Below are 24,070 nucleotides of genomic sequence, written 5' to 3'. Positions count from 1 at the left end.
TCGTTGCGTGCGCAACCTTTCTGCATTGCACACGCGGGCGGCGCAGCGGGCACATCGCTGCAGCCGCCATCGCGCGGCGCGCCCCTGCGCGCCGCTACGTCGCACTTACTTCCACATCGCGCAGCGCGTTTCCTGCTTGGTCGTGAACGCCTGTTCGCCCGGAATCGTCGCGATCACCTTGTAGTAATCCCACGGCTCCTTCGATTCGGACGGCTTCTTCACCTCCATCAGGTACATGTCGTGGATCATGCTGCCGTCCGCGCGGATATAGCCCTTCGCGTAGAAGTCGCTGATCTTGATCTTCTTCAGCTCGGCCATCACCTTGTCGGAGTCGGTCGTGCCGGCGGCCTGCACGGCCTTCAGGTAGGTCGTCACCGACGAATAGTCGGCCGCCTGCAGGCTCGACGGCATCTTCTTCATCTTGCCGAAGTAGCGCTGCGCCCACTGGCGCGATGCCGCATCGCGGTTCCAGTACCAGCTGTCGGTCAGCACGAGGCCCTGCGTCGTCTCGAGGCCGAGGCTGTGCACGTCGTTGATGAACATCAGCAGCCCGGCGAGCTTCATCGTCTTCGTGATGCCGAATTCCTTCGCGGCCTTGATCGCGTTGATCGTGTCGCCGCCCGCGTTCGCGAGGCCGAGGATCTGCGCCTTCGACGATTGCGCCTGCAGCAGGAACGACGAGAAATCCGACGCGGACAGCGGATGCCGCACCGCACCCAGCACCTGTCCGCCGCTCGCCTTCACGACGTCCGACGTGTTCTTCTCGAGCGCCTTGCCGAACGCGTAGTCGGCGGTCAGGAAGAACCACGTCTTGCCGCCCTGCTTCACCACCGCCGAGCCGGTGCCTTTCGCGAGCGCCATCGTGTCGTACGCATAGTGCACTGTGTACGGCGTGCACTCCTCGTTCGTCAGCGTGTCCGCGCCCGCACCGATGTTGATGTAGACCTTCTTCTTCTCCGCGGCGAGCTTGGCCATCGCCAGCGCCGTCCCCGAATTCGTGCCGCCGACGAGCAGGTCGAGCCCGCCGCGGTCGATCCATTCGCGCGCCTTCGACGCGGCAATGTCCGCCTTGTTCTGGTGATCCGCGTACACGACCTCGATCGGCTTGCCGAGCACCTTGCCGCCGAAGTCGGCGACCGCCATGCGGATCGCCTCGAGGCCGCCCTGCCCGTCGATGTCCGCGTAAAGCCCCGACATGTCGGTGACGAAGCCGATCTTCACGGTATCCGCGGCATGCGCGGCGCCGGCAGTGAACGCGGCGGTCGCGAGCGCGAGACAGGCGTGTGCGAGGGTCTTCATTTTCATTGACGTCTCCTGTTGTTCTGATGCGTTGTGGTTATTCGAGGGCCGCCACGGCTAGCGGCAAGGGAAACGGGGCGGCGTCACACCCCGAGCAGGTCGTGCAGCGTCGGCATCTTGCTTTCCAGTTCGGCCGCGAGGAAATGCTCGACGATGCGGCCGTGCTCCATCACGTAGAAGCGGTCGGCAAGCGGCGCGGCGAAGCGGAAATTCTGTTCGACCATCACGATCGTGTAGCCGCGCGCCTTCAACGCGACGATCATCCGCGCGAGCGCCTGCACGATCACCGGTGCAAGGCCTTCGGAAATCTCGTCGAGCAGCAGCAGGTTCGCGCCGGTGCGCAGGATCCGCGCGACCGCGAGCATCTGCTGCTCGCCGCCGGACAGCCGCGTGCCCTGGCTCTGCCGGCGCGACGCGAGGTTCGGGAACATCGCGTAGATCTCGTCGAGCGACATCGCATGCTCGCGCGACCCGATCGGCGGCGGCAGCATCAGGTTCTCCTCGCATGAAAGGCTCGAGAAGATTCCGCGCTCCTCCGGGCAGTAGCCGATGCCGAAATGCGCGATGCGGTGCGTCGCGAGGCCGATCGTCTCGTTGCCCGCGACCTTGATCGACCCGCTGCGGCGCCCCGTGAGGCCCATGATCGCGCGCAGCGTCGTCGTGCGGCCCGCGCCGTTGCGGCCGAGCAGCGTGACGACCTCGCCGCGATGCACCGTCAGGTCGACACCGTGCAATATGTGGGATTCCCCGTACCAGGCCTCCAGGCCCGTGATCTCCAGCGCGGGCGTACCGCTCTCGACGCCGCTCAATTCGCGTTCCTCCCGTTCGCTGTGCTTCATGCGTGCGCCCCCGCGAGCGCCGCATCGGCACTGCCCATGTAGGCCTCGATGACGAGCGGATTCTTCGACACTTCCGCATACGAGCCTTCGGCCAGCACCTCGCCGCGTTGCAGGACGGTGATCGTGTCGGAGATGCCCGCGATCACGTTCATGTTGTGCTCGACCATCAGGATCGTGCGGCCGCTCGCAACCTTCTTGATCAGCGCGGTCACGCGGTCGACGTCCTCGTGGCCCATCCCCTGCGTGGGCTCGTCGAGCAGCATCAGTTCGGGCTCCATCGCGAGCGTCGTCGCGATCTCGAGCGCACGCTTGCGGCCGTACGCGAGTTCGACGGTCGGCACGTGCGCGAAATCGGTGAGGCCGACCTGCGTGAGGAGATCCATCGCGCGATCGTCGAGCCGCTTCAGCGTGCGTTCGCTGCGCCAGAAGTGGAATTCGGTGCCGAGCGCGCGCTGCAGGCCGATGCGCACGTTCTGCAGCGCGGTCAGGTGCGGGAACACGGCCGAGATCTGGAACGAGCGGATGATGCCGCGCCGTGCCACCTGCGCAGGCCGCTCGTCGGTGATGTCGATCCCGTTGAAGACGATCTGGCCGGCCGTCGGTGTCAGGAACTTGGTGAGGAGGTTGAAGCAGGTCGTCTTGCCCGCGCCGTTCGGCCCGATCAGCGCATGAATCGCGCCGCGCCGCACACGCAGGTTGACGCCGTTCACGGCGGTGAAACCCCTGAATTCCTTCGTCAGTCCGCGTGTTTCCAGAATCGTGTCGCCGAGAATCATGTTCCCTTCCGTACGAAGTCAGGCGAAGCACCGGGAAGCGTGGCGCAAGCGGCCGCGAACAGGTCAGCGGATCAGCCGGCTGCCCCCGGGCGCCGTGGTACGCCTCGAGGGTGGTCTCCCGCGCCGACGCGTATGCACATTGCGCAACATTGTCGCGCCGTTGGTGCAGTGCAATCATCGGGATTTGCACTTATAGGGCTGGCCGCGATGCCGCATGCGGCCATGCACGGTTTTTCACCACGCTTTTTTGACACGTGCATCATCGACTGTTGATCGCCCGCACGGCGCAGTACGCGTGCAATTGAAAAAGCAGCGCGGCTCGCATGGATCTTGCCGCTCGAACCGCCGCAACCGGCATGGCCGCTGCAACGGCACCGCAGCTTGTTTCGCATATCGAATCAGCAGGCGCCCGCATGACGGCCCGCTGTCGCGCGTGTCAGCGTGCCGTCATGCGGCCGTCACCGTGGCCTCCGTTCGCACCGGCGTCGCGTCGCGCGCCGCGCGGCGATCGGCACGAATCATGTCGCTCGCGCGCTCGGCGATCATCAGCGTCGGCGAATTGGTGTTGCCCGACGTAATGAACGGCATCACCGATGCATCGACGATCCGAAGCCCCGCGATGCCGCGCACGCGCAGCCGGCTGTCGACCACCGCGCGCTCATCGTCGGCACGCCCCATCCGGCAGGTGCCGACCGGATGGAAGATCGTCGTGCCGACGGCGCCCGCCGCTTCGATCAGTTCGGCCTCGGTCCGATACTGTGCGCCCGGCAGGATTTCCTCGGGACGATAGCGCGCAAGCGCCGGCGCGGACGCGATCCTGCGCGTGAGGCGCAGCGCGTTCGCGGCGACATGGCGATCGTGGTCGGTCGACAGATAGTTCGGCGCGATCGCGGGCGCGATGCCCGGATCGGCGGTCGTGACATGCACGCTGCCGCGCGACGTCGGCCGCAGATGGCAGACCGATGCCGTGAATGCGTTGAAGCTGTGCAGCGGCTCGCCGAAGCGTTCGAGCGACAGAGGCTGCACGTGGTATTCGAGATCGGGGCGCGTGAGCGCGGGATCGTCTGGATCGGATTTCGCGAACGCGCCGAGCTGCGACGGCGCCATCGACATCGGCCCGCGCTGCAGCAATGCATATTCGGCGCCGATCATCAGCTTGCCCCACCAGTGCGCGGACAGCGTGTTGAGCGTGCGCACGCCTTCGACGCGAAACGCCATCCGCAATTGCAGGTGATCCTGCAGGTTTTCGCCGACGCCCGGCAGATCCTGCACGACGTCGATGCCGAGCGCCTGCAGCCGCCGGCCGCAGCCGATACCCGACAGTTCGAGCAGTTGCGGCGAATTCACGGCACCGGACGTCAGCAGCACTTCCGCACGCGCACGCGCGACATAATCGGTGCCGCCGCCGTGATACTCGACGCCGACCGCGCGCCGCCCTTCGAAGATCACGCGCTGCGCCTGCGCGCCGGTGATCACGGTCAGGTTCGGGCGCGCCATCGCGGGCCGCAGGAACGCCTTCGACGTATTCCAGCGCACGCCGCGCTTCTGGTTCACCTCGAAATAGCCGACCCCGGAATTATCGCCGCGGTTGAAATCGTCGGTCGCCGGGATGCCCGTCTGCTGCGCGGCCTGCGCGAACGATTCGAGGATCTCCCAGCGCAGCCGCTGCTTCTCGACGCGCCAGAAGCCGCCCGCGCCGTGCGCGTCGCTCGCGCCCGCATGGTGATCCTCGCTGCGCTTGAAGATCGGCAGCACGCTGTCCCACGACCAGCCCGCATCGCCGGTTTCCTGCGCCCAGCTGTCGTAATCCTCGCGCTGGCCGCGCATGTAGATCATCCCGTTGATCGACGAGCAGCCGCCGAGCACGCGGCCGCGCGGATACGACAGCGCGCGGCCGTTGAGCGCCGCTTCGGGCTGCGTCTTGTACAGCCAGTCGGTGCGCGGGTTGCCGATGCAATACAGATAGCCGACCGGGATATGGATCCAGTGATAGTCGTCCTTGCCGCCCGCTTCGAGCAGCAGCACGTGGATGTCGGGATCCTCGGTCAGGCGGTTCGCGAGCACGCAGCCTGCGGTGCCCGCGCCGACGATCACGTAATCGAATTCGCCTTCGAGCGTGCGTTGAGTAGTCACTGTTTGTCTCCTGTCGACCAGCGTTGGCGCTTTAGCGCTTACGTTGGTCCCATGGCGTGGCTGGATGGAGTTAGCGCTTCAGCGCTTACTCCATCCCCACGGCGGTCGACCAGCGTTAGTGCTTTAGCACTTACTCGGGTCCCATGGCGTGGCTGGATGGAGTTGGCGCTTCAGCACTTACTCCATCCCCACGGCGGTCGACCTGAGTTAATGCTTTAGCACTTACTCGGGTCCCATGGCGTGGTTGGATGGAGTTAGCGCTTACGCTGGTCCCATGCAATCTCGTTGTTTTATCCCGCGCGCTGCGATACCGCGCATCATTTCCAGCATAGTGCGTCACGGCGGGTGTCTGCAGCAGCGCCCGCCTGCCCTGCCATACCCCCGGCCAGATGCCGGCCGGAACGCGCCGGGCGACGCGACCGATGAAGCGTACTCCGGCTGCCGGCCGCCGATCCAATGAGTTATGCTGAACTGCGTTATAAGCAGCGCTCATATCACGACGATGGATCTCACCCTGCTCCGCGCGTTTGCGACGGTCGCGCGCGAAGGCAACCTGACGCGCGCCGCTGCGCAACTGCACCTGACGCAACCGGCCGTCAGCCTGCAGATCAAGCATCTGCAGGAAACGCTCGGCGTCACGCTGTTCACGCGCACATCGCGCGGGCTCGCGCTCACGCGCGACGGCCAGACGCTGCTGCCGCACGCAGAACGTGCGCTCGCCGCGGCCGCCGACGTGCAGCGCGCCGCGGCTGCGCTGCGGCACGAGGTGCGCGGCCGGCTGCGGATCGGCACGATCCTCGATCCGGGTTTCCTGCGGCTCGGCGGCTTCCTGCGCGCGCTGGTCGAGACCCATCCGCAGATCGAGACGACGCTGCGGCACGGGATGTCGGGCTGGGTGATCGAACAGGTGCGCGCACAGGCGCTCGACGTCGGCTACTACATCGGCCGGCCGGGCGAGGACGATCAGCTCGACGGCGCGCTGTTCCACACCGTCACGCTCACGCATTTCCAGTACCGCGTGCTCGCGCCGGCCGGCTGGAAGGAGCGCGTGCAGCGAGCGCACGACTGGCGTGCGCTCGCCGCGCTGCCGTGGATCTGGACGCCGCCGGCGTCCGCGCATCACCGGCTGCTGTCGCGACGCTTTGCGGAAGCCGGCGCGCAGCCCGTGAAGGTCGCCGAGGTCGATCAGGAGCAGTCGATGCTCGACCTCGTCAAATCGGGCATCGGGTTGACGCTCGCGCGCGACTCGACCGCGCTGGCCGAAGCGCATGCGCACGCGCTGGCAATCGTCGAACGTGTGACGGTGCCGACCGAACTGACGTTCGTGACGCTCGCCGAGCGGCGCGACGAGCCGGCGATCGCAGCCGCGCTGCGGCTGATCGAAGCCCAGTGGGCGATATGAGCGGTGCTGATGAAGGCGCAGCCGCCGCGGGCCGCGGGCCGCGCGCCACACGCCACACGCCACACGCCACACGCCACACGCCACACGCCACACGCCACACGCCGTGCACCAGCGTCGCGCACAACGCGCAACACGCGTCATCTCGCCGCCCCCTGCCCGTCGTCACGCCGCCGTCCCCGCCTTTTTGCTAGATTGTGCGTTCGCACACCGCGAGACCCCGATTGAAGGAGACCCGCATGGCCCGCAACATCGAGATCAAAGCCCGCGCCCGCGAATTCGACCAGCTGCGCGAACGCGCGGCGACGCTCGCGGCCGAAGCGCCGCTGTTCTACCGCCAGCAGGATTTCTTCTATGACGTGCCGCGCGGCCGGCTGAAGCTGCGCCGCTTCGAGGACGGCACGCCGGCCGAACTGATCTTCTACCAGCGCGACGACCGCGACGGCCCGAAGGCGTCGTACTACACGCGCAGCCCCGTGACGAATCCCGACGCGATGCACGCGCTGCTCGCGACCGCGCTGACCACGCGCGGGATCGTGACGAAGGAACGGCACGTGTACCTCGCAGGCCGCACGCGCATCCACCTCGACCGCGTCGACGGCCTCGGCGACTTCATCGAACTGGAAGTCGTGCTCGGCCCCGACGACGACGAAGCCGGCGGCGAGGCCGAAGCGCACGACGTGTTCACGAAGCTCGGCGTGTCGCAGGACGATCTCGTCGCGGTCGCGTACGTCGACCTGCTGAACGCCGACACGCCGCACGAAACGGCCTGATCCGGCCCCGCCGGCGACGGTGCGGTACGCGCCGCTTGGGGCCGGTTCCCGCTAATAGCGGGCTTGCTCTGGCCGCCGCGTCACGCGGCGCCGGGCGCCAGGTGCGCGAGCGGCAGCGCGCCGTTGCGCTTGAAGGTCGTCAGCACGATATTCGAGCGCACGCTGTCGACGCCCGGTACGCGCATCAGCTTCTTCATCACGAACTGCGACAGCGCGTTCAGGTCGGGCGCGACGATCCGCAGCAGGTAGTCGGCATCGCCCACCACCGCATGGCATTCGAGCACTTCCGGCAGCACGTCGATCTGCTGCTGGAACTGCTCGATGATCGAATCGCCGTGGTGCTTGAGCTTCAGGCTCGTGAACGCGGTGACGCCGAGCCCGAGCTTTTCGGGCCGCAGCATCACGCGGTAGCCTTCGATCACGCCGGCCGCCTCGAGCCGCTGCAGCCGCCGGCCGATCTGCGACGGCGACAGCGGCACCTCCTCGCCGAGCTGCTGATGCGTCGCGCGACCGAAGCGCTGCAGCACGTCCAGCAGCGCGAGATCGAAGTGATCGAGTTCCAGCATGAGCATTCTCCGCATTGATTCGTGATTTGATGCGAGATTATCGCATCATCAGGCAAATCAACGCCAACTTTGCGCCCATTCCGCGCGAAGGCCGCTCTACACTTGCATGGTTCCCAACCACAGCGTGCAGAGCCTGATCATGTCCACCGTCGTCACCGCGAAACTGCAGGAGCAGTTCGACGCGGGCCTCGAAACCCGCGCAGATTTCACCATCGACCAGCCGCTCGAACGCTACGGCCAGGTCGACCATGCGGTGTGGAAGCAGCTCTATGCACGCCAGTCGGCGCTGCTGCGCGGGCGCGCCTGCGACGCGTTCGTCGCGGGGCTCGGCAAGATCGACCTGCCGGCCGATCGCGTGCCGTCGTTCGCGGACGTGAACCGCCAGTTGAAGCCCGCGACGGGCTGGGAGATCGTCGCGGTGCCGGGCCTCGTGCCAGACCGCGTGTTCTTCGGGCATCTCGCGAACCGGCGTTTTCCGGTCACCTGGTGGATGCGCCGTCCCGACCAGCTCGACTACCTGCAGGAACCCGACTGCTTCCACGACCTGTTCGGCCATGTCCCGCTGCTGATCGACCCGGTGTTCGCCGACTACATGCAGGCGTACGGCCGCACCGCGCTCGCGGTCGCCGACGACGAAGCGGCGCTTGCGCGGCTCGCGCGCCTCTACTGGTATACAGTTGAATTCGGGCTGATCCGCGACCCGCGCGGCACGAACGGGCTGTCGATCTACGGCGCCGGGATCGTGTCGAGCAAGGGCGAGAGCCTGTACAGCCTCGAAAGCGCGGCGCCGAACCGGCTCGGCTTCGACCTCGAACGCGTGATGCGCACGAAGTACCGGATCGACACGTTCCAGAAGACCTACTTCGTGATCGACGATTTCGCGCAGCTGTTCGCGCTCGCCGACGTCGACGGCCGCGCGCTGGGCGACCGGCTCGCGGCCCTGCCCGAATTCGCGGCCGGCGCGGTGCTCGATACCGACCGCGTGCTGCATCGCGGCACGGGCGAAGGCTGGCCCGACGACGCCGACGCGTAACGCGCCAGCGCGCGCCAGCGCGCGCCGGATGCCGGATGCCGGATGCCGGATGCCGGATGCCGGGTGCCCGTCCGCCCGTCCCCGGATGGCCGTCCCACAACTATGAAACAATGACCGGTGCCGGCTGCGCCGCGCGGCGCAGCCGCGCACGAGCGCCGTTACCGAACGAGAGGTGCAAGATGATCCACAAGCTCACATCAGAAGAACGCAAGACCCGGCTCGAAGGCCTGCCGCTCTGGACGGCCGTGCCGGGCCGCGACGCGATCCAGCGCAGCCTGCGCTTCGCCGATTTCAACGAAGCGTTCGGCTTCATGACGCGCGTCGCGATCAAGGCGCAGGAAATGAACCACCATCCTGAATGGTTCAACGTGTACAACCGCGTCGACGTCACGCTGTCGACCCACGACGCCGACGGCCTGACCGAACGCGACATCGAGCTCGCGCTGTTCATCGACCGCGCCGGCGCGCACGCGAAACCCGCCGCCTGAGCCCTTCCTCTACCGCCGCGCATCGTTCGGTGCGCGGCGCGTCAACTTTTCATTTCGCTGAACGTTTTCTAGGATGTAGTCAGCGAAAGCCTTCAGCTTTCCAAGCCATCCTTAAGCCGCACGTAAGTCTCGTACGCTTTCCGCGCCTTGGGGTCCAAACCTTCCAGTTGCAGCGCGCTTTCGCGCTGTACAATCAGCAGCGCATACGGCTTGGAGAGCGCGCTGGCCTCTTCGCAGAGTTTGAGTTCGTCGCCGCTCGACGGCGAGCGGGCGCGCCAGAAATTGATCGCGGCTTCAAGGTCGTTGATCGAAATATCGGACATGATTGGATTTAATCGTTCGCTGGCCGCCATGCTTGATGTCACGCGATGCGGCGCCCCTGTGGAAACGGCTTCGTGCTGTCCGCGTGCCTGAACCGCCAACCCATTGTACTTGAGCGAACTTCATGCGACTCCTTCTGATCGAAGACGACCGCCCCATCGCACGCGGTATCCAGAGCAGCCTCGAGCAGGCTGGCTTCACCGTCGACATGGTGCATGACGGCATTTTTGCCGAACAGGCGCTGGCACAAAACCGCCACGAACTCGTGATCCTCGACCTCGGCCTGCCGGGCATCGACGGAATGACGCTGCTCACGCGCTTCCGCCAGACCAACCGCCACACGCCCGTGATCGTGCTGACCGCACGCGACGAGCTGAACGACCGGATCCAGGGCCTGAACTCGGGTGCCGACGACTACATGCTCAAGCCGTTCGAGCCGGCCGAGCTCGAAGCGCGCATCCGCGCGGTGATGCGCCGCAGCGGCCCGCACAGCGACATGCCGCGTCCGGAAGTGTCGCTCGGCGGCGTCCGCCTGTCGGGCGTCGACCGCCGCATCTTCAACGACGACAAGCCGCTCGAACTGTCGCCGCGCGAATTCGCGGTGCTCGAGATGCTGCTGTTGCGTCACGGCCGCGTCGTCAGCAAGGCCCAGTTGCAGGATCACCTCACGCACTTCGGCGGCGATCTCGGCGATACCGCGATCGAAGTCTATGTGCACCGCGTGCGCAAGAAACTCGAGCAGTGCCGCGTCGAAATCGTCACGGTGCGCGGCTTCGGCTACCTGCTGCAGGAAATCCGCCAGACGGCGAGCGTCTGAGCGGCCGCACACCGGCCGGCCGCGTGCCGCCGGCATGTGTGCCCTGCTCCGCGTCGCCACCCGGCGCACGACCGCGCCGCTCCCCGTGAGCGGCGCTTATCCATTTGCCCGTCGAAATGTCTCCTGATCCGGCTGTGACCACCAGCCTGCGCCGCTCGCTGCTCCGGCGCCTCGCCGCACCGCTGTCGATGCTCGCGCTGATGAGCGGCCTGATCGCCTACTGGCTCGCGTGGCAATACACGCAGCACGTGATCGACCGCTCGCTCGCCGATCTCGCGACCGCCATCTCGAAACAGATCCAGATCGCCGGCCCCGATGCGCCGTTCACGGTGCCGCCGCTCGCGCAGGCGATGTTCTCCGATCCGGCCGAAGCGCTGATCTACCGGATCAGCGACGGCGAACAGGAACTCGCCGGCGATCCGAAGCTGCCGCTGCGAGGCATCAACGTGCGCCGCATGCATCACGCGTACGTGTTCGAGGCCGAGTACGACAACCGTGCGGTGCGCGTCGCGCAGGTGCGCGTCGACGATGTCGAAGGCGGCAAGCCGATGGTCGTCGAGGTCGCGCAGCCGGTGCGGCACCGCTACCGGATCGCGGCCGAATTCCTCGTCGCGATCATGATGCCACTGCTGCTGCTGCTGCTCGCGGGCTGGGGCATCGTGTGGCGCGTCGTGAACCAGCAGCTCGGCCCGCTCACGCATCTCGCCGATTCGCTGAACCGGCAGACTCACACGTCGCTGGAACCGGTCGACGAAACCGAGGTGCCGCTGGAGATCCGGCCGCTGACGAGCGCGATGAATGCGCTGCTCGGCCGCCTGAAGACCGCGCTCGACGCGCAACGCAAGTTCATCGCCGATGCCGCGCACCAGTTGCGCACACCGCTCACGGCCGTGAAGCTGCATGCGGAGCAGGCGGCCGTCGCACGCGACCCGCACCAGACCTTCGCCGCGGTGCGCGAACTGCGCGCGGCCGCCGACCGCGCGGTGCGGCTGTCGAACCAGTTGCTGTCGCTCGCGCGCGCGGAGCCGGGCGAACAGGCCGCGCGGTTCGTCGACGTCGATCTCGCGGCGATGGCGTTCGAAACGGGTGCCGAGTGGGTGCCGCGTGCGCTCGCGTCGCATGTCGACCTCGGCTTCCAGCGCAGCGACGACCCCGGCGACGACGAGAAGCTGATCGTGCGCGGCAACCCGGTGCTGCTGCGCGAGGTGATCGCGAACCTGCTCGACAATGCGCTGAAATACGTGCCGCTCGCGCGGCCGGACGGCGCGCGGATCACGGTGAACGTCGCACGCAGTGCGCTCGAAGACGGCCAGCCGGCCGCCGAGATCGTCGTCGAGGACAACGGCCCGGGCGTGCCCGCGAACCAGCAGTCCGACCTGTTCAAGCGCTTCTTCCGCGGCGACGCGCAAAGCGGCAACGGCGTCGAGACGGGGGCCGGGCTCGGCCTCGCGATCGTGCACGACATCATCGCGATGCATGGCGGCACCGTGTCGTACGAGGATGCGTCGGAAGGCGGTTCGCGCTTCGTGGTGCGGGTGCCGCTCGCCCAGCGCACGGAGAAACCGGCCAGCGAAACGCCGGCCGCCGCGTCGGCGCATTGAGCGGCCATCGGGCGATTCGCGTCGGGCGAGCGTTGACCGGGCCGCCCGACGGATAAGGAAACGGGAAGGACTGCCGCGCAACGCGACGGCCGTCTGCGGAATCGGCAGCGCACGATGCGCCGCCGCCGGTTTCACTTCTTGTTTTTCTTGTCCTTCGCGCCGGACTCGGACTTGCCGTCCTTCTTGTCCTTCTTCTTTTTCTTCTTCTCGCCGTCGTCCGACGTCGCGAGCAGCGTGCCGCGGCACGAAGCCGCGCCGCAATGGCATGCGTATTCGCGCTTGAGCTTCTTCGTCAGCTTCGCGTCGATCACGAGGCCGTAGTCGTAGAACAGCTCCTCTTCCGGCCCGATGTCGCGCAGCGCGTGGATATATACGCGGCCTTTGACCTCCTCCGCTTCGCAGTTCGGCGCGCACGAATGGTTGATCCAGCGCGCGCTGTTGCCGTCGATCTTGCCGTCGATCACGCCGCCTTCGTCCAGTGCGAAGTAGAACGTATGGTTCGGCTCGCTCGGATCGTGCGGATGGCGACGCAGCGCTTCCTTCCACGAGATTCGCTCGCCCTTGTATTCCACTACGCGTTCGCCGGCCCTGATCGGCGCCACCGCGAACACGCCCTTGCCGTGTACTCCCGAGCGGCGCACCGCGATCCTGCGTGAACTCATCGAACGAATCCTTGTGAAGACGAATGAATGGAAGACAGCCGCGATCGCGACCTGGCGCGCGCCAAACGAAAACGCGGCACCGGTCGGTGCCGCGTCGGGGCATGCGGCGAATCACCCGCATCCTACACGTTCGATATTGCTTCGTTCAACATCGCGCGCAATATTGCGCGCTCGACGCGTCAACGCTGGCCGAACGCGATGTCGCCGAACAACGCCTTGTGCTCGCGCGGCTGCGAGCGCCAGTACTGCGGCGGCGCCGTCACCTGCGCACCGAGCTCGGCCGCCGCGTGCCACGGCCAGCGCGGGTCGTACAGCATCGCGCGCGCCATCGCGACGAAATCGGCATCGCCGGCCTCGATGAGCCGGTCCGCATGCGCGGGCTCGTTGATCAGGCCGACCGCCATCGTCGGCATGCCGACCGCGCGCTTCACGGCCTGTGCGAACGGCACCTGGTAGCCGGGCGACAGCGGAATCTTCTGCAGCGGCGACACGCCGCCGGACGACACGTCGATCCAGTCGCAGCCACGGCGCTTCAGTTCGTGCGCGAACGCAATCGTGTCGTCGAGCTCCCAGCCGCCTTCGACCCAGTCGGTCGCGGACACGCGCACGCCGACCGGCCGGTCCTCCGGAAACGCCGCGCGCACGATCTCGAAGATCTCGAGCGGAAAACGCATCCGGTTTTCGCGCGAGCCGCCGTATTCGTCGGTGCGCCGGTTCGCGAGCGGCGACAGGAACTGGTGCAGCAGGTAGCCGTGCGCCGCATGCACTTCGATCGCGTCGATGCCGAGCCGCGCGGCACGCCTCGCGGCAGCCGCGAACGCATCGCGGATCCGGTTCAGGCCCGCGGCGTCGAGCGCGAGCGGCGGCGTCTCGCCTTCCTTGTGCGGTACGGCCGACGGCCCGTGCGGCAGCCAGCCGCCGTCGGCGACGGACACGAGCTGACCGCCCTGCCAGGGCACGTCGCTCGACGCCTTGCGCCCCGCATGCGACAACTGCATCGCGACGCGGACCGGCGAATGCTTGCGGATCGCGGCCAGCACGGGCTTCAGCGCGGCTTCGGTTACATCGTCCCAAAGGCCGAGGTCGCCGTGCGTGATGCGCCCGTCGGGTTCCACCGCAGTCGCCTCGATGCACAGCAGGCCCGCACCCGACAGCGCGAGATGGCCGAGGTGAATCATGTGCCAGTCGGTCGCTTCGCCGCGTTCGGCCGAATACTGGCACATCGGGGAGATCACGATCCGGTTCGGAAGGGTCACGCCGCGCAGCGTGAACGGGGAAAACAGCGCAGTCATGGAAGCCGCTCGCCTGGAAAGGGAAAGAGCGAACGAGCGTAGCACGCAGGCTCGAAGCGTGCAGATGGCCCAAACGATAGTAAGCGGATGGTCAGGTACGGCCGGCAGCAGGTTGCCGGCGCGGCGGGAACCGCGTTGCAAGCAGCAATGCGCCGGCCTGCAACGGATGCGGGCCGGGCCAAGGATTCGCGGCGAACGGCGCCGCCCGCGGCGTCACAGCCCGATGCTGTCGAGCCACTCCGCGAACATGCGCCGCGCGGCCGTCTCGAGCGCGGGGCCGTGTTGCGCGGTATCGGCGCGCAACTGGCGGGCGTCGATGCCCGGCGTCGCCGCGATTTCGCCGGCGTTCCCGATCAGCCAGGGTTCGAAGCGGTCAGTGCGGATTTCCGGATGGCATTGCAGCGCCAGCACGTGCTGCCCCCATGCGAATGCCTGGTGGCGGCAGGCCGGCGTCGATGCGAGATGGATCGCGCCGCCCGGCAGGTCGAACGTATCGCCGTGCCAGTGCAGCATCGATGTCGCCGCGCCATCGAGATGGCGCAACGGCGACGCGCGGCCGGCATCGGTGAGCGTCAGCGGCGCCCAGCCGAGTTCGTGCTGCGCGGCCGGATAGACGCTCGCACCGAGCGCACGGGCGATGAACTGCGCGCCGAGGCAGATACCGAGGATCGGCAGCCCAGCGTCGATGCGCTGGCGCACGAGCGCCGCGAGCGGCGCGATCGTCGGATACTGCGCATCGTCGTACACGCTGAGCGGCCCGCCGAGCACGACGAACAGCGACGGCTGGAGCACGTCGAGCACCTCGAACCGCGACGACCCGACGTCTACATAGCGCACCCGCCGGCCCCGTTCGCCGAGCACCTGCTCGAAGCTCCCGAGATCCTCGAAATGCACATGGCGGATCGCCACGACTTCAGCGTTCATCATCGGCCTCCCGGTCGATCGACGGACGTCAGCCTGCGAAAATCTTCCAGGTCTTCTTCTGCGTCGCCGCGTCGGCTTCTTCCTGCACCGAGCAGTCGAGACGCAGGTCGCTGTCGGCCATCGAGATGTCGAGCGCCGCGCAGTAATGCACGGTCTTCTTCGACAGCTTGCCCGGCTGGAAGTGGGCGCACGTCACGCACATGCGCTGCGGCGGCGTCGCGCCGGCCACCTGCAGCTCGCGCAGCGTCTTCAGCAGCGCGCGATACAGTGCGCCCTGCTCGTCCGCGCCGAGCTTGCCGACCGCTTTCGTCAGGAATTCAGGCCATTGCAGCGCCTTCTTCGCGGCCGTGCGGCCACGGGCCGACAGGCGCACGGCCAGTGCGCGGCCGTCGTCCAGCGCACGACGCTTCTCGACGAGCCCCTTCGTCTCGAGCGTGCTGACCGCATCGCTCGTGGTCGCCGCGGTGAGCTGCGTCTCGCGCGCGATCTCGCCGAGCCGCATCGGGCCCTTGCGCTGCAGCAGCAGCACGAGGATCTCGCCCTGCGTCGGCGTCAGGCCCGCGCCTTCCGCCCAATCCCATGCCTGGCTTCGCATGGCCGTACTCAACCGCAGCAGGCTGTGGGTGACACGTCCCGAAGCCTGGTTCCCGTAAACGCCTTCGCTCATAGTCTTTTCGCTTTGCCGCCGCCCGGAATGCCGAGCGGCCGTAGTGTGGAGATCGAATGTCCATCTCAAAACAGACGCGCTCTTGCGAGTGCGTCAGCACGGCCGTCGCGAGGCACACGCGGCGGTCGCATTCGCGGCGACCGGTGAGACACGCGTCGTTCCGGTGTCCGCAAAGCCGACATTCTAAGCGAGAGCGGAAAATCGCACAGCTAAGTTATCCCCTGCATTCTGTGGAAAATCGCTGGATAACTGAATTTTTTCGTTGTGCCTGCAATGCCGCGCACCCGCGGAACGGGGCGCATCGGCATTTTCCTGTTCGGATCGGCCATCGGGGGAATGGCAATGATCCACCGGGTTACCCCGCCCGCAGAGCGTTGACTTTGCAGAGGAATGTCGGGTTATCCACAGATTTTCAGGGCGACTGGCAACGATTTCGGCCTGAAACCGGGCCGACCGTCGTTCAGCGAATCGCGACGCGGTCGAGCCTGTAATCTGCAAAACATTTTTTCATTCGCGCCAGCGTAAGCACTGCTGCCGGACCGTTTCGTTCAGCGATTTTTCCTGTTTGAAAACGGTTCTCAACCACGATGCGTCGTTCACGCGCGCCTTGGCAAGCGCACCGATCTCGTCGAGCGCCGCGCGAGAACCGAGCGCAGCCGCATGCGGCGCGATCCGGTCGAGCGTGTCGAGGATGTCTTCTGCGATCGTGCGGCGTTCACCTGTCTGAGGATTCACGCAGGTGCCCTCGAGCCCGAAGCGGCACGCTTCGAAACGGTTGAACGTATAGACGAGGTAGTCGTCCTCCGACAGCTTCAGCGGCCGGTCGGTCAGCAGGTAGCGCGCGAGCGTCTGGATGTAGCAGGCGATCGCCGCCGCGCGGTCGACCGACAGCGGCGTATCCATCACGCGCACCTCGATCGTCCCGTAGCCGGGCTTCGGGCGGATGTCCCAGTAGAAGTCCTTCATCGAGTTGACGACGCCCGTGTTCACCATCTTCATGAAGTACTCCTCGAAGCTGTCCCAGGTCAGCACGAACGGCGCGCGGCCCGACAGCGGGAACGCGAACACCGAATTCAGGCGTGCCGAATGGAAGCCCGTGTCGACGTTCTGCACGAACGGCGACGACGCGGACAGCGCGATGAAGTGCGGAATGAAGCGCGACATCGAGTGCAGCAGGAACAGCGCGCTGTCGGGATCGGGACAGCCGATGTGCACGTGCTGGCCGAACACGGTGAACTGTTTGGCCAGATAGCCGTATAGCTCGGAGATGTACTGGAAGCGCGGCGCATCGTAGATCTGCCGGTCGCTCCATTGCTGGAACGCGTGCGTGCCGCCGCCGGCGAGCCCGACGTTGAGCTGGTCGGCCGCCTTCACGAGCACGTCGCGGATCGCGTGCAGTTCGCTGACCGCCTGCTCGTGCGAATGGCAGATGCCGGTCGACAGCTCGATCATGCTCTCGGTGATTTCGGGCGTGATGTTGCCCGGAAAGGTCTCGCCCTGGATCAGGCGCATCAGGTCGGATGCAGCCTTGGTCAGGTCGTAGTTGTGCGTGTTGACGACCTGGATCTCCAGTTCGACACCGAACGTGAACGGTTCGGAATTGACGAAGGTTTCGAGTGCCATGGCAGGTTCCGGAATCAGTTGCTGTCGCTGCGTTCGCCGACCGCCGACAGGCAGCGGTAGACCACGAACGGGCTGACGAGCTGCAGGATCACGATCGTGCACATCACGATCGCACGCAGGTGCGGGTCGAAATTCGGATAGAGCTGGTAGGTGTCGTCGACGAGCAGGTACGACAGCGCGGACATCGGCGTGAGCGCGATGCCGAGCGCGACGCCCTGCTTCATCCCGATGCCGCTCGGCTTCGCGAACGCGACGACGCCGGCCAGCTTCGCGACGAGCCGCGTGACGATCAGCACGATCGAGAGCAGCCCGCCGAGCGCGATGTCGCCCCACGTGAACGACGTGAGCGTCAGCACGAACAGGACCACCGTCAGCAGCCAGCCGGCCGTGCCGAAATGCTCGGGCCACAGCTGCGGACGCGCTTCGAGGTTCTTCACGATGATGCCCGCGAGCAGCAGCGTGAGCAGCGTCGACAGCTTCAGCGCCTGTGCCACCGCGATCGCCAGCATCACGAGCCCGAACAGCGCGACGAACGAATGCTCGTCGCGCATCGTCGACGTCATGTGGCGAAACAGGAAATTGCACGAACGCGCGACGAGATACGCGACGATGAACGAACCGGCGATCAGGTAGAGCGGCTGCAGGATCGTCGCGAACACGTTGCCGTACGCTTCCTGGTGCAGCCAGCTCGTGACGAGCTTGGTCAGCACGATCGCGTACACGCTGTTGAGCGCGGTCAGCGTGATGAGGCGCTGCGACACCTGCCCTTCCGCGCGCAGTTCGGTCTTGAGCTGGATCACCATCGACGGCGACGTCGCGATCGCGATCGCCGACAGCACGAGTGCAACCATTCCCGACACACCGAGCGCAAGCATCACGAACAGCACGAGCACGAACGTCAGCGTGGCTTCCGCGAGACTCGACGCGACGAGCCACGGATTGCGCCGGATCCAGCGCAGGTCGAGGCGGCTGCCGAGCTCGAACAGCAGCAGGCCGAGCGCGACGTCGATCAGCAGCCGCGAGGTTTCGTCGGTGCTCGCGTCGATCACGCCGAATCCGAACGAACCGGCGACGAGACCGATCACCGCATAACCGGTGATGCGCGGCAGGCGCCATGCGCGATAGCACAGTTCGCCACACAGGCCGGCCGCGAACAGCGCGAGCCCGGCCCAGAACACGGCATCCGGCGCGAGCGGCCAGTTGGGCAGGAATGAGAACGCCGACTTCATCGTGGTGACTTCTCCTTTGGAAGCAACCGCCAGCGACGCGGGGTCAAGCGTCAGAAATGGATGCGCGCCGGCTGGGTATCGCCCCGAATGTGATTGTTGTGGTCGACGACGGCGGGACATGGGGTCCGCCTGTTCCGCCATCCGGCGGAAAGTCGCACAGGTTGCCGATCTGGATTGTCGGCCTGGTGTGTGAACGGACTGCGCAGTCTCGAAGATTCAGATTCGAAACCGTGCCGACCGTTCCATTGAAGCTTGTCCGGCGCCTGGCCGGACGAACGCGAAGGAAACCGATTGTGCCACAGCTTTTTCGGTCTGGAACCCATTGAATCGACTCGCGGCGCTGTGCGGCACCACAGGTCTTTGGTTTCAAAGGTTTACCTGTATATATACGTAGTAGAAGTTAACAAAGGACGCACAGTTCTGTGGATAACTTCGGTTTACGCTGACGGATCAATGCGTTGGCGAAACCATAACCCGTTGCACAGGCTGTTCGTGCACAGAAGTTTGAGATGAGCAACTTTGGGGCCGTTTCACAGCTGTGCCGAGTTGCCCAGTTTACGTCCACTGTGATTACACATGAAGTGCGTGTGGATTTCGCAAGGTTATCCACAGCGCCGGGTGGATAACCTTGCACGGGGAAGCCGGAAAACTGTGAGCGATTCGTGCGACAGGAAGCCGGTCAGCCGGCCGAGCCGACGCGGCGCGCGCGCAGCGCGCGGATCAGGAAGCGGGCGGGATCGACGGCTTCGGCGAGTTCGCGCTCGAGCGGCCACGGCTCGCCTTCGAGCTGCGATGCGATCAGTTCGGCGCCGAGCGCGGCCCACACGAGGCCGCGCGAGCCAAAGCCGAATGCGCCGTAGAGGCCGGGCGTGCGCGGCAGGTCGCGCGCCTTTGCGCCGCTCAGCGCGCGTGCGTTCGCAACGGCCTGCGTTTCGTCCGCGAGCGGTCCGATCAGCGGCAGGCGATCGGCGACGACCCAGCGGAATGCAACGCGGCCGCGCAGCGTGCCCAGGTCCGGCACGTCGCCGATCAGGCCCGGCAGCAGGTGCCGCACGCGGTCGAGGTTTTCGATGTGACCGGCCGCGCGCATCGCCGGATCGACGTCGTCGGGTTCGAACGTCGCGCCGATCAGCAGCGTGCCGTCGTCGAGCGGCACCGCGTAACCGTCGCCGATCGCCGGGCACGGCAACGGCGCCGCGGTGCCGGGCGGCAGCAGCGTGAGTTGACCGCGCACCGGTTGCAGCACGACATGCTGCAGCCCCGCGAGACGCACGGCGTCGCCCGCGTTCGCAAGCACGACGACGGGCGCTTCGGCCAGCGTGCCGCCCGTCGAATCAAACGCATGCCATGTGTCGCCCCGCCGCTCGAGCCGCGCGACACCGGTAGACGCGAGCAAGCGCACGCGTTCGCCGGCCGCCGCGCATTGCGCCGCGCACAGCCCGGCCGGCCAGACGGCGCCGCCATGCGGAAACAGCAGGCCGCCATGCGCGACCGGCAGGTTCAGATGCGCGCGCGCGGCATCGGTATCGAGCAGCGACGCATAGTCGGATGGTGCGCCGAACGCATCGAATGCATCGCGCATCCGCGCGAAGTCGTCGGCCGATTCGGCGAGATGGATCATCCCGTGCGTGCTGCGCGCGAACGCATGGCCCGCGCGTTCGAGTGCGCGCCAGCGTGCGATCGCGTGCAGGAAGCCGCTGCGCGTGAGCCGGCTTGCGACGTTGTCGTCGCGTGTCATCAGCGGATGGAATACGCCGGCCGGATTGCCCGACGCTTCGCTCGCGATCCGTTCGTGCCGCTCGATCAGCGTGACTTCCCAGCCGCGCGCGGCCAGGCGTTCGACGACCGCGCAGCCGGCCAGGCCCGCGCCGATCACGATCGCGCGGCGCGCCGCAACGGGCAGTGCGCGCGGCGGCTCGTGCCGGCGCGCGCGCCAGCGCGGCGCATATTCGCCGACGAGCGAATCGTCGACTTCGCGATACGTGAAACCCGATTCGCCGAGTGCGTGTTTCACGGCGCCGGAATTCGCATGCGTTGCAAACGTCGCGCCTTCGCCGGCGATTTTCGCGAGCGCACGAACCACGTCGGTCGCGCAGAGATCCGCGTCGCCCGACGACGTGAAGCCGTCAAGATAAAACGCATCGGCGCGCGCGACGAGCTTGGTCAGCATGTCGACTGCATCGCCGAACGCGAGCGTGAGCACCACGCGCCCTGCGTCGAATTCGAGCCGGTGCAGGCCCGGCACGAGCATCGGCCAGGCGTCGACCAGTGCATCGACGTCGGCCGATATGGTTGTGTTCGCAACGATATGCGAAACCGCGCGGCGCAAATCGTCGCGCGAGAACGGATGCGGCTCGACTGCGACGAAATGCAGCCGCTCGCAGCGCACCGGATCGTCGCGCCACGCGGCCCATGTCGCGAGGAAGTGGCTGCCTGCGCCGAATCCCGTCGCGACGATCGTGAATGCGCGGCGGCCTTGCCAGCGCGCCGGCAGCCCGTTGCCGGAGACGCACAGGTGATGCGCAAGCGCACCTGATGCGCCGCGATGGAGGTCGCCGTACTCGGGCGAAACGAGCGTGCCGTCGTCGCGAAGCGCGAGCGTGGCGGGAACAAGTCGGTCGGGCATGCGAAACAAAAAACGTGGCAGCCAAGCCTGGCAAGGGATTGCGCGGGGTCGTCCGAGCGGCCGTTGGAAAAAGCCAACGGGGCGGCGCACGGGCGGACCGCGCTGCGTATCCTGTCCGGTTGGCGCAGGTCAAAAAACGGGCAATCGACGATTCATTCGGCGAAATACTGATGAAAATCTTTGAAACCCTTGTCGTTATTGGGTTTGCGCTGCGCTATCATAGCAACGCCGTACCGCGGGGTGGCCGCCGGCAAGCCGGAGGGCGCGTCGCGCGGGCCAGGATTCGGCGCTGTGTCGTCGGAGTCTGACTCTCGACGGCACGGTTCGCGCACGTATAATCGGCGCGTTCGCGCTGTTCGTGTCAACCTAACCTGATAAAGGAACCTTAATGAACAAACAGGAACTGATCGACGCCGTCGCCGCCCAAACGGGCGCCAGCAAGGCTCAAACCGGCGAAACGCTGGACACGCTGCTCGAAGTCATCAAGAAGGCCGTGTCGAAGGGTGATGCGGTTCAGCTGATCGGCTTCGGCAGCTTCGGTTCGGGCAAGCGCGCAGCACGTACGGGCCGCAACCCGAAGACCGGCGAAACCATCAAGATCCCGGCAGCCAAGACGGTCAAGTTCACGGCTGGCAAGGCGTTCAAGGACGCCGTCAACAAGCGTTAAACCAGCGCCTGTTCCAGAAAAAAACCCGCCTTTCGGCGGGTTTTTTGTTGGGCGCGCGCGGCATTTTCGCCACAGTCCGCGCCGCTCTTGCAAGATTTAACGGTTGTTTTTACAAGCCGTTACCACGCCGTTACGCGTGCACGATTTGCGTGTCGCCGTGATCGTCGTCGTCGTGCGAATCGACATCCCACGCCGGGAACGGATCGTCGAACGCGCTCCATCCCGCCGCGCCGACGGCGAATTCCGCATCGGTCAGCAGGCACGCGTCGAGCTTCTCGCGCCATGCATCGGCATCGAGCGCGATGCCGATCAGCACGAGTTCCTGCCGGCGATCGCCGACCGTGCGATCGTCGAGATCGCCGTGCCATTCGGCGCGGATTTCGGCGAGCAGCTCGTCGTCGTCCGGCCATTCCGCGCGATCCTGCGCGGCCCACCAGAGACCCGCCGGGCCATGCCGGCATACGCCGCCCGCCTGCGACAGCGAGCCCGCGATGTCGTTGCGCGTCGCGAGCCAGAAGAAGCCCTTGCTGCGCAGCACGCCCGGCCACTCCTGGTGCAGCAGCGCCCAGAGTCGTGCCGGATGGAACGGCCGGCGCGCGCGGTAAACAAAATTGCCGATCCCGAATTCGTCGGCTTCGCCGTGCACGTGCGCATGATGTTCGTCATGGCAGTCTGGGTCGTCGCAATGCGTGTGATCGTGATCGAGCGACGCGAGCCAGCCCGGCGCATTCGCGGCCTCGTCGAAATCGAAGCGGCCCGTGTTCAGCACTTCGTCGAGCGGCACGTTGCCGAACCTCGACACGACCTGGTGCGCGCGCGGATTGAGCCGCGCGAGGATGTGCTGCAGGCGCGCGAGTTCGTCCGTGCCGACGAGATCGGCCTTGTTGATCACCAGCACGTCGCAGAATTCGATCTGCTCGATCAGCAGTTCGACGAGCGTGCGGTCGTCTTCGTCCGATGCGGCGATGCCGCGCGTCGCGAGCGCGTCGTCGGAGCCGTAGTCGCGCAGGAAGTTGTACGCGTCGACCACGGTGACGAGCGTGTCGAGCCGCGCGATTTTCGACAGCGACTCGCCGTCGTCGTCGACGAACGTGAAGGTTTCGGCGATCGGCATCGGCTCCGCGATACCGGTCGATTCGATCATGATCGCGTCGAAGCGGCCTTCGGACGCGAGGTTGCGAATCTCGACGAGCAGGTCGTCGCGCAGCGTGCAGCAGATGCAGCCGTTCGACATTTCGACGAGGCGTTCCTCGACGTGCGACAGCGCCTGCGCGTCGCGCACGAGCGACGCGTCGATGTTGACCGCCGCGAGATCGTTGACGATCACGGCGACTTTCAGGCCCGCTCGGTTCGCGAGGACGTGATTGAGCAGCGTGGTCTTGCCGGCGCCGAGGAAGCCGGACAGCACGGTGACGGGCAACGGCTGGTTCATTGCGGTACACACCAACGGAAAAGATGAAAAAGCGGCCGCGGCGCCCTTCCGGGGCGCGATCGGCCCGCGGACGGGCGAACCTGCGGCGTGAGCCCGCATTGTGCATCAAACGCGCGCCGGCCGGCCGGCGCCGCGTCAGGCCGCGATGCGGCGCGGCGTCACGGCGAGGGCGGCAGCAGCTTCCATTGCGTCAGGATGCCGGCGATCTGACGCGCGTACTTGTCGCGCAGCGACGGCGTTTCGGAATGGTAGGCGCCGATGGCCTGCCACGTGTTGCCGTAGCGGTTCATCTTCTGTTTCAGATGCCACGCGGCGATGTATACGTTCTTGCACGGTTCCATCAGCGTGCCGCGGTCGATCCCGTAGCGCGACAGCGTCGACAGGTGGACCGAATTGATCTGCATCAGGCCGTAGTCGATCGAGCCGTTCGTGTTCTTGTTCAGCGCGCCGGGCCGGTTGCGCGATTCCTGCCAGGCGATCGCGCGCAGGATCAGCGGATTGACCTGCTGGTATCTGGCCGCTTCGTCGAAACAATCCGCGCGAGCGTTTGCGCTGGCGAACCACACGCCGGCGGCGATCCACGCAATCGAAGCGAACCGTCTGTTCATGGTGCGAAAACGAAAGGAAAATGCGTGAGAGTCGGGAAAACCCGTGCCTGTTATTCGTGCGGCGAGAAACCCGTCGCACGTATCATACCGACAGTCCGTCAGGTTGCGACATGCGGAAATACGACAGCCGGGTTATACCGCATTTCCGTGTCGGTTCATCTCGAAACGGGGGCGATGGCCGGCATGCCGATATAGCACCGAATCTTACATATCACATACGACTCGCCCGATACATGTCGTATGTGAGACAGTCTTCGGATCAATGTGATATTTCGGACATGAAAAACTGCTAATG

The 24,070-nt window shown here is 66.2% G+C and carries 22 protein-coding genes; 7 read left to right on the top strand and 15 right to left on the bottom strand.

Going from position 1 to position 24,070, the window contains the following annotated elements:
* Positions 1 to 105 precede the first annotated feature (105 nt).
* The 4 genes from MRS60_RS00505 to MRS60_RS00490 all read right to left on the bottom strand — a co-directional run bounded on the left by MRS60_RS00505 (position 106) and on the right by MRS60_RS00490 (position 5,047).
* Complete coding sequence (locus MRS60_RS00505) at positions 106 to 1,305, bottom strand: ABC transporter substrate-binding protein (RefSeq protein ID WP_034183824.1); 1,200 nt, start codon at positions 1,303 to 1,305, stop codon at positions 106 to 108.
* A 77-nt stretch (positions 1,306 to 1,382) separates the two neighbouring features.
* Positions 1,383 to 2,138, bottom strand: coding sequence for an ABC transporter ATP-binding protein (locus MRS60_RS00500; protein WP_034183823.1), 756 nt, complete (start codon positions 2,136 to 2,138; stop codon positions 1,383 to 1,385).
* Positions 2,135 to 2,914: an ABC transporter ATP-binding protein gene (locus tag MRS60_RS00495; protein ID WP_006477266.1), complete on the bottom strand. Its 780-nt coding sequence runs from the start codon at positions 2,912 to 2,914 to the stop codon at positions 2,135 to 2,137. The genes MRS60_RS00500 and MRS60_RS00495 overlap by 4 nt, the downstream gene beginning before the upstream one ends.
* A gap of 447 nt (positions 2,915 to 3,361) precedes the next feature.
* Complete coding sequence (locus MRS60_RS00490) at positions 3,362 to 5,047, bottom strand: GMC family oxidoreductase (protein WP_243565062.1); 1,686 nt, start codon at positions 5,045 to 5,047, stop codon at positions 3,362 to 3,364.
* 502 nt (positions 5,048 to 5,549) lie between these two features.
* On the opposite strand from MRS60_RS00490, the gene MRS60_RS00485 reads away from it, so the two are divergent.
* Together MRS60_RS00485 and MRS60_RS00480 are read left to right on the top strand one after the other, a co-directional pair.
* Positions 5,550 to 6,449: a LysR family transcriptional regulator gene (locus tag MRS60_RS00485; RefSeq protein ID WP_243565061.1), complete on the top strand. Its 900-nt coding sequence runs from the start codon at positions 5,550 to 5,552 to the stop codon at positions 6,447 to 6,449.
* A 236-nt stretch (positions 6,450 to 6,685) separates the two neighbouring features.
* Complete coding sequence (locus MRS60_RS00480) at positions 6,686 to 7,219, top strand: class IV adenylate cyclase (RefSeq protein WP_105390365.1); 534 nt, start codon at positions 6,686 to 6,688, stop codon at positions 7,217 to 7,219.
* Positions 7,220 to 7,299: 80 nt separating this feature from the next.
* On the opposite strand, the gene MRS60_RS00475 is transcribed toward MRS60_RS00480, so the two are convergent.
* Positions 7,300 to 7,785: an Lrp/AsnC family transcriptional regulator gene (locus MRS60_RS00475; protein WP_006408082.1), complete on the bottom strand. Its 486-nt coding sequence runs from the start codon at positions 7,783 to 7,785 to the stop codon at positions 7,300 to 7,302.
* Between the two features lie 106 nt (positions 7,786 to 7,891).
* Between MRS60_RS00475 and phhA the strand changes: the two genes are divergently transcribed.
* Positions 7,892 to 8,818, top strand: coding sequence for a phenylalanine 4-monooxygenase (gene phhA / locus MRS60_RS00470; RefSeq protein WP_243565060.1), 927 nt, complete (start codon positions 7,892 to 7,894; stop codon positions 8,816 to 8,818).
* Positions 8,819 to 8,997: 179 nt separating this feature from the next.
* Positions 8,998 to 9,306: a 4a-hydroxytetrahydrobiopterin dehydratase gene (locus MRS60_RS00465; protein ID WP_034183819.1), complete on the top strand. Its 309-nt coding sequence runs from the start codon at positions 8,998 to 9,000 to the stop codon at positions 9,304 to 9,306.
* Positions 9,307 to 9,398: 92 nt separating this feature from the next.
* On the opposite strand, the gene MRS60_RS00460 is transcribed toward MRS60_RS00465, so the two are convergent.
* On the bottom strand, positions 9,399 to 9,629 hold the full coding sequence (locus tag MRS60_RS00460; RefSeq protein ID WP_034183818.1) for a DUF3717 domain-containing protein: 231 nt from the start codon (positions 9,627 to 9,629) through the stop codon (positions 9,399 to 9,401).
* A gap of 122 nt (positions 9,630 to 9,751) precedes the next feature.
* On the opposite strand from MRS60_RS00460, the gene MRS60_RS00455 reads away from it, so the two are divergent.
* Both MRS60_RS00455 and MRS60_RS00450 read left to right on the top strand, forming a co-directional pair.
* Positions 9,752 to 10,444, top strand: a complete 693-nt coding sequence (locus MRS60_RS00455; RefSeq protein WP_006401494.1) for a response regulator — start codon at positions 9,752 to 9,754, stop codon at positions 10,442 to 10,444.
* A gap of 116 nt (positions 10,445 to 10,560) precedes the next feature.
* On the top strand, positions 10,561 to 12,045 hold the full coding sequence (locus MRS60_RS00450) for a sensor histidine kinase (RefSeq protein ID WP_243565059.1): 1,485 nt from the start codon (positions 10,561 to 10,563) through the stop codon (positions 12,043 to 12,045).
* Between the two features lie 131 nt (positions 12,046 to 12,176).
* Here MRS60_RS00450 and MRS60_RS00445 read toward each other — a convergent pair whose 3' ends face one another.
* The 7 genes from MRS60_RS00445 to mnmC all read right to left on the bottom strand — a co-directional run bounded on the left by MRS60_RS00445 (position 12,177) and on the right by mnmC (position 21,068).
* The gene (locus tag MRS60_RS00445) at positions 12,177 to 12,707 is read right to left on the bottom strand and encodes an SET domain-containing protein (protein WP_034183817.1); all 531 of its coding nucleotides are present in this window, start codon (positions 12,705 to 12,707) and stop codon (positions 12,177 to 12,179) included.
* A gap of 179 nt (positions 12,708 to 12,886) precedes the next feature.
* Positions 12,887 to 13,999: an NADH:flavin oxidoreductase/NADH oxidase gene (locus tag MRS60_RS00440; protein WP_105390363.1), complete on the bottom strand. Its 1,113-nt coding sequence runs from the start codon at positions 13,997 to 13,999 to the stop codon at positions 12,887 to 12,889.
* A gap of 213 nt (positions 14,000 to 14,212) precedes the next feature.
* Positions 14,213 to 14,923: a glutamine amidotransferase gene (locus MRS60_RS00435; RefSeq protein ID WP_034183978.1), complete on the bottom strand. Its 711-nt coding sequence runs from the start codon at positions 14,921 to 14,923 to the stop codon at positions 14,213 to 14,215.
* Between the two features lie 28 nt (positions 14,924 to 14,951).
* Positions 14,952 to 15,590, bottom strand: coding sequence for a MarR family winged helix-turn-helix transcriptional regulator (locus MRS60_RS00430; protein ID WP_034183815.1), 639 nt, complete (start codon positions 15,588 to 15,590; stop codon positions 14,952 to 14,954).
* 507 nt (positions 15,591 to 16,097) lie between these two features.
* Entirely contained in the window at positions 16,098 to 17,213 is a 1,116-nt protein-coding gene (locus MRS60_RS00425) for a YbdK family carboxylate-amine ligase (RefSeq protein WP_034183814.1), read from the bottom strand.
* Between the two features lie 14 nt (positions 17,214 to 17,227).
* Entirely contained in the window at positions 17,228 to 18,442 is a 1,215-nt protein-coding gene (locus tag MRS60_RS00420) for a cation:proton antiporter (RefSeq protein ID WP_034183813.1), read from the bottom strand.
* A gap of 679 nt (positions 18,443 to 19,121) precedes the next feature.
* Positions 19,122 to 21,068 carry a bifunctional tRNA (5-methylaminomethyl-2-thiouridine)(34)-methyltransferase MnmD/FAD-dependent 5-carboxymethylaminomethyl-2-thiouridine(34) oxidoreductase MnmC gene (gene mnmC / locus MRS60_RS00415; protein WP_243565058.1) on the bottom strand — a complete coding sequence of 649 codons (1,947 nt, stop codon included), beginning with the start codon at positions 21,066 to 21,068 and terminating at the stop codon, positions 19,122 to 19,124.
* Between the two features lie 388 nt (positions 21,069 to 21,456).
* Here mnmC and MRS60_RS00410 point away from each other — a divergent pair, with 388 nt between their 5' ends.
* Positions 21,457 to 21,735, top strand: a complete 279-nt coding sequence (locus tag MRS60_RS00410; protein ID WP_006401505.1) for an HU family DNA-binding protein — start codon at positions 21,457 to 21,459, stop codon at positions 21,733 to 21,735.
* A 130-nt stretch (positions 21,736 to 21,865) separates the two neighbouring features.
* Here MRS60_RS00410 and MRS60_RS00405 read toward each other — a convergent pair whose 3' ends face one another.
* Positions 21,866 to 23,179 (bottom strand): GTP-binding protein, encoded by a 1,314-nt coding sequence (locus MRS60_RS00405; RefSeq protein WP_279388939.1) that lies wholly within the window; start codon positions 23,177 to 23,179, stop codon positions 21,866 to 21,868.
* A gap of 146 nt (positions 23,180 to 23,325) precedes the next feature.
* Entirely contained in the window at positions 23,326 to 23,775 is a 450-nt protein-coding gene (locus tag MRS60_RS00400; RefSeq protein ID WP_034183810.1) for a lytic transglycosylase domain-containing protein, read from the bottom strand.
* Between the last annotated feature and the right edge of the window lie 295 nt (positions 23,776 to 24,070).

This window comes from Burkholderia pyrrocinia (genome assembly GCF_022809715.1).
Taxonomy (GTDB): Bacteria; Pseudomonadota; Gammaproteobacteria; order Burkholderiales; family Burkholderiaceae; genus Burkholderia; species Burkholderia pyrrocinia_C.
This window is presented reverse-complemented; position numbering and strand designations above follow the sequence as displayed.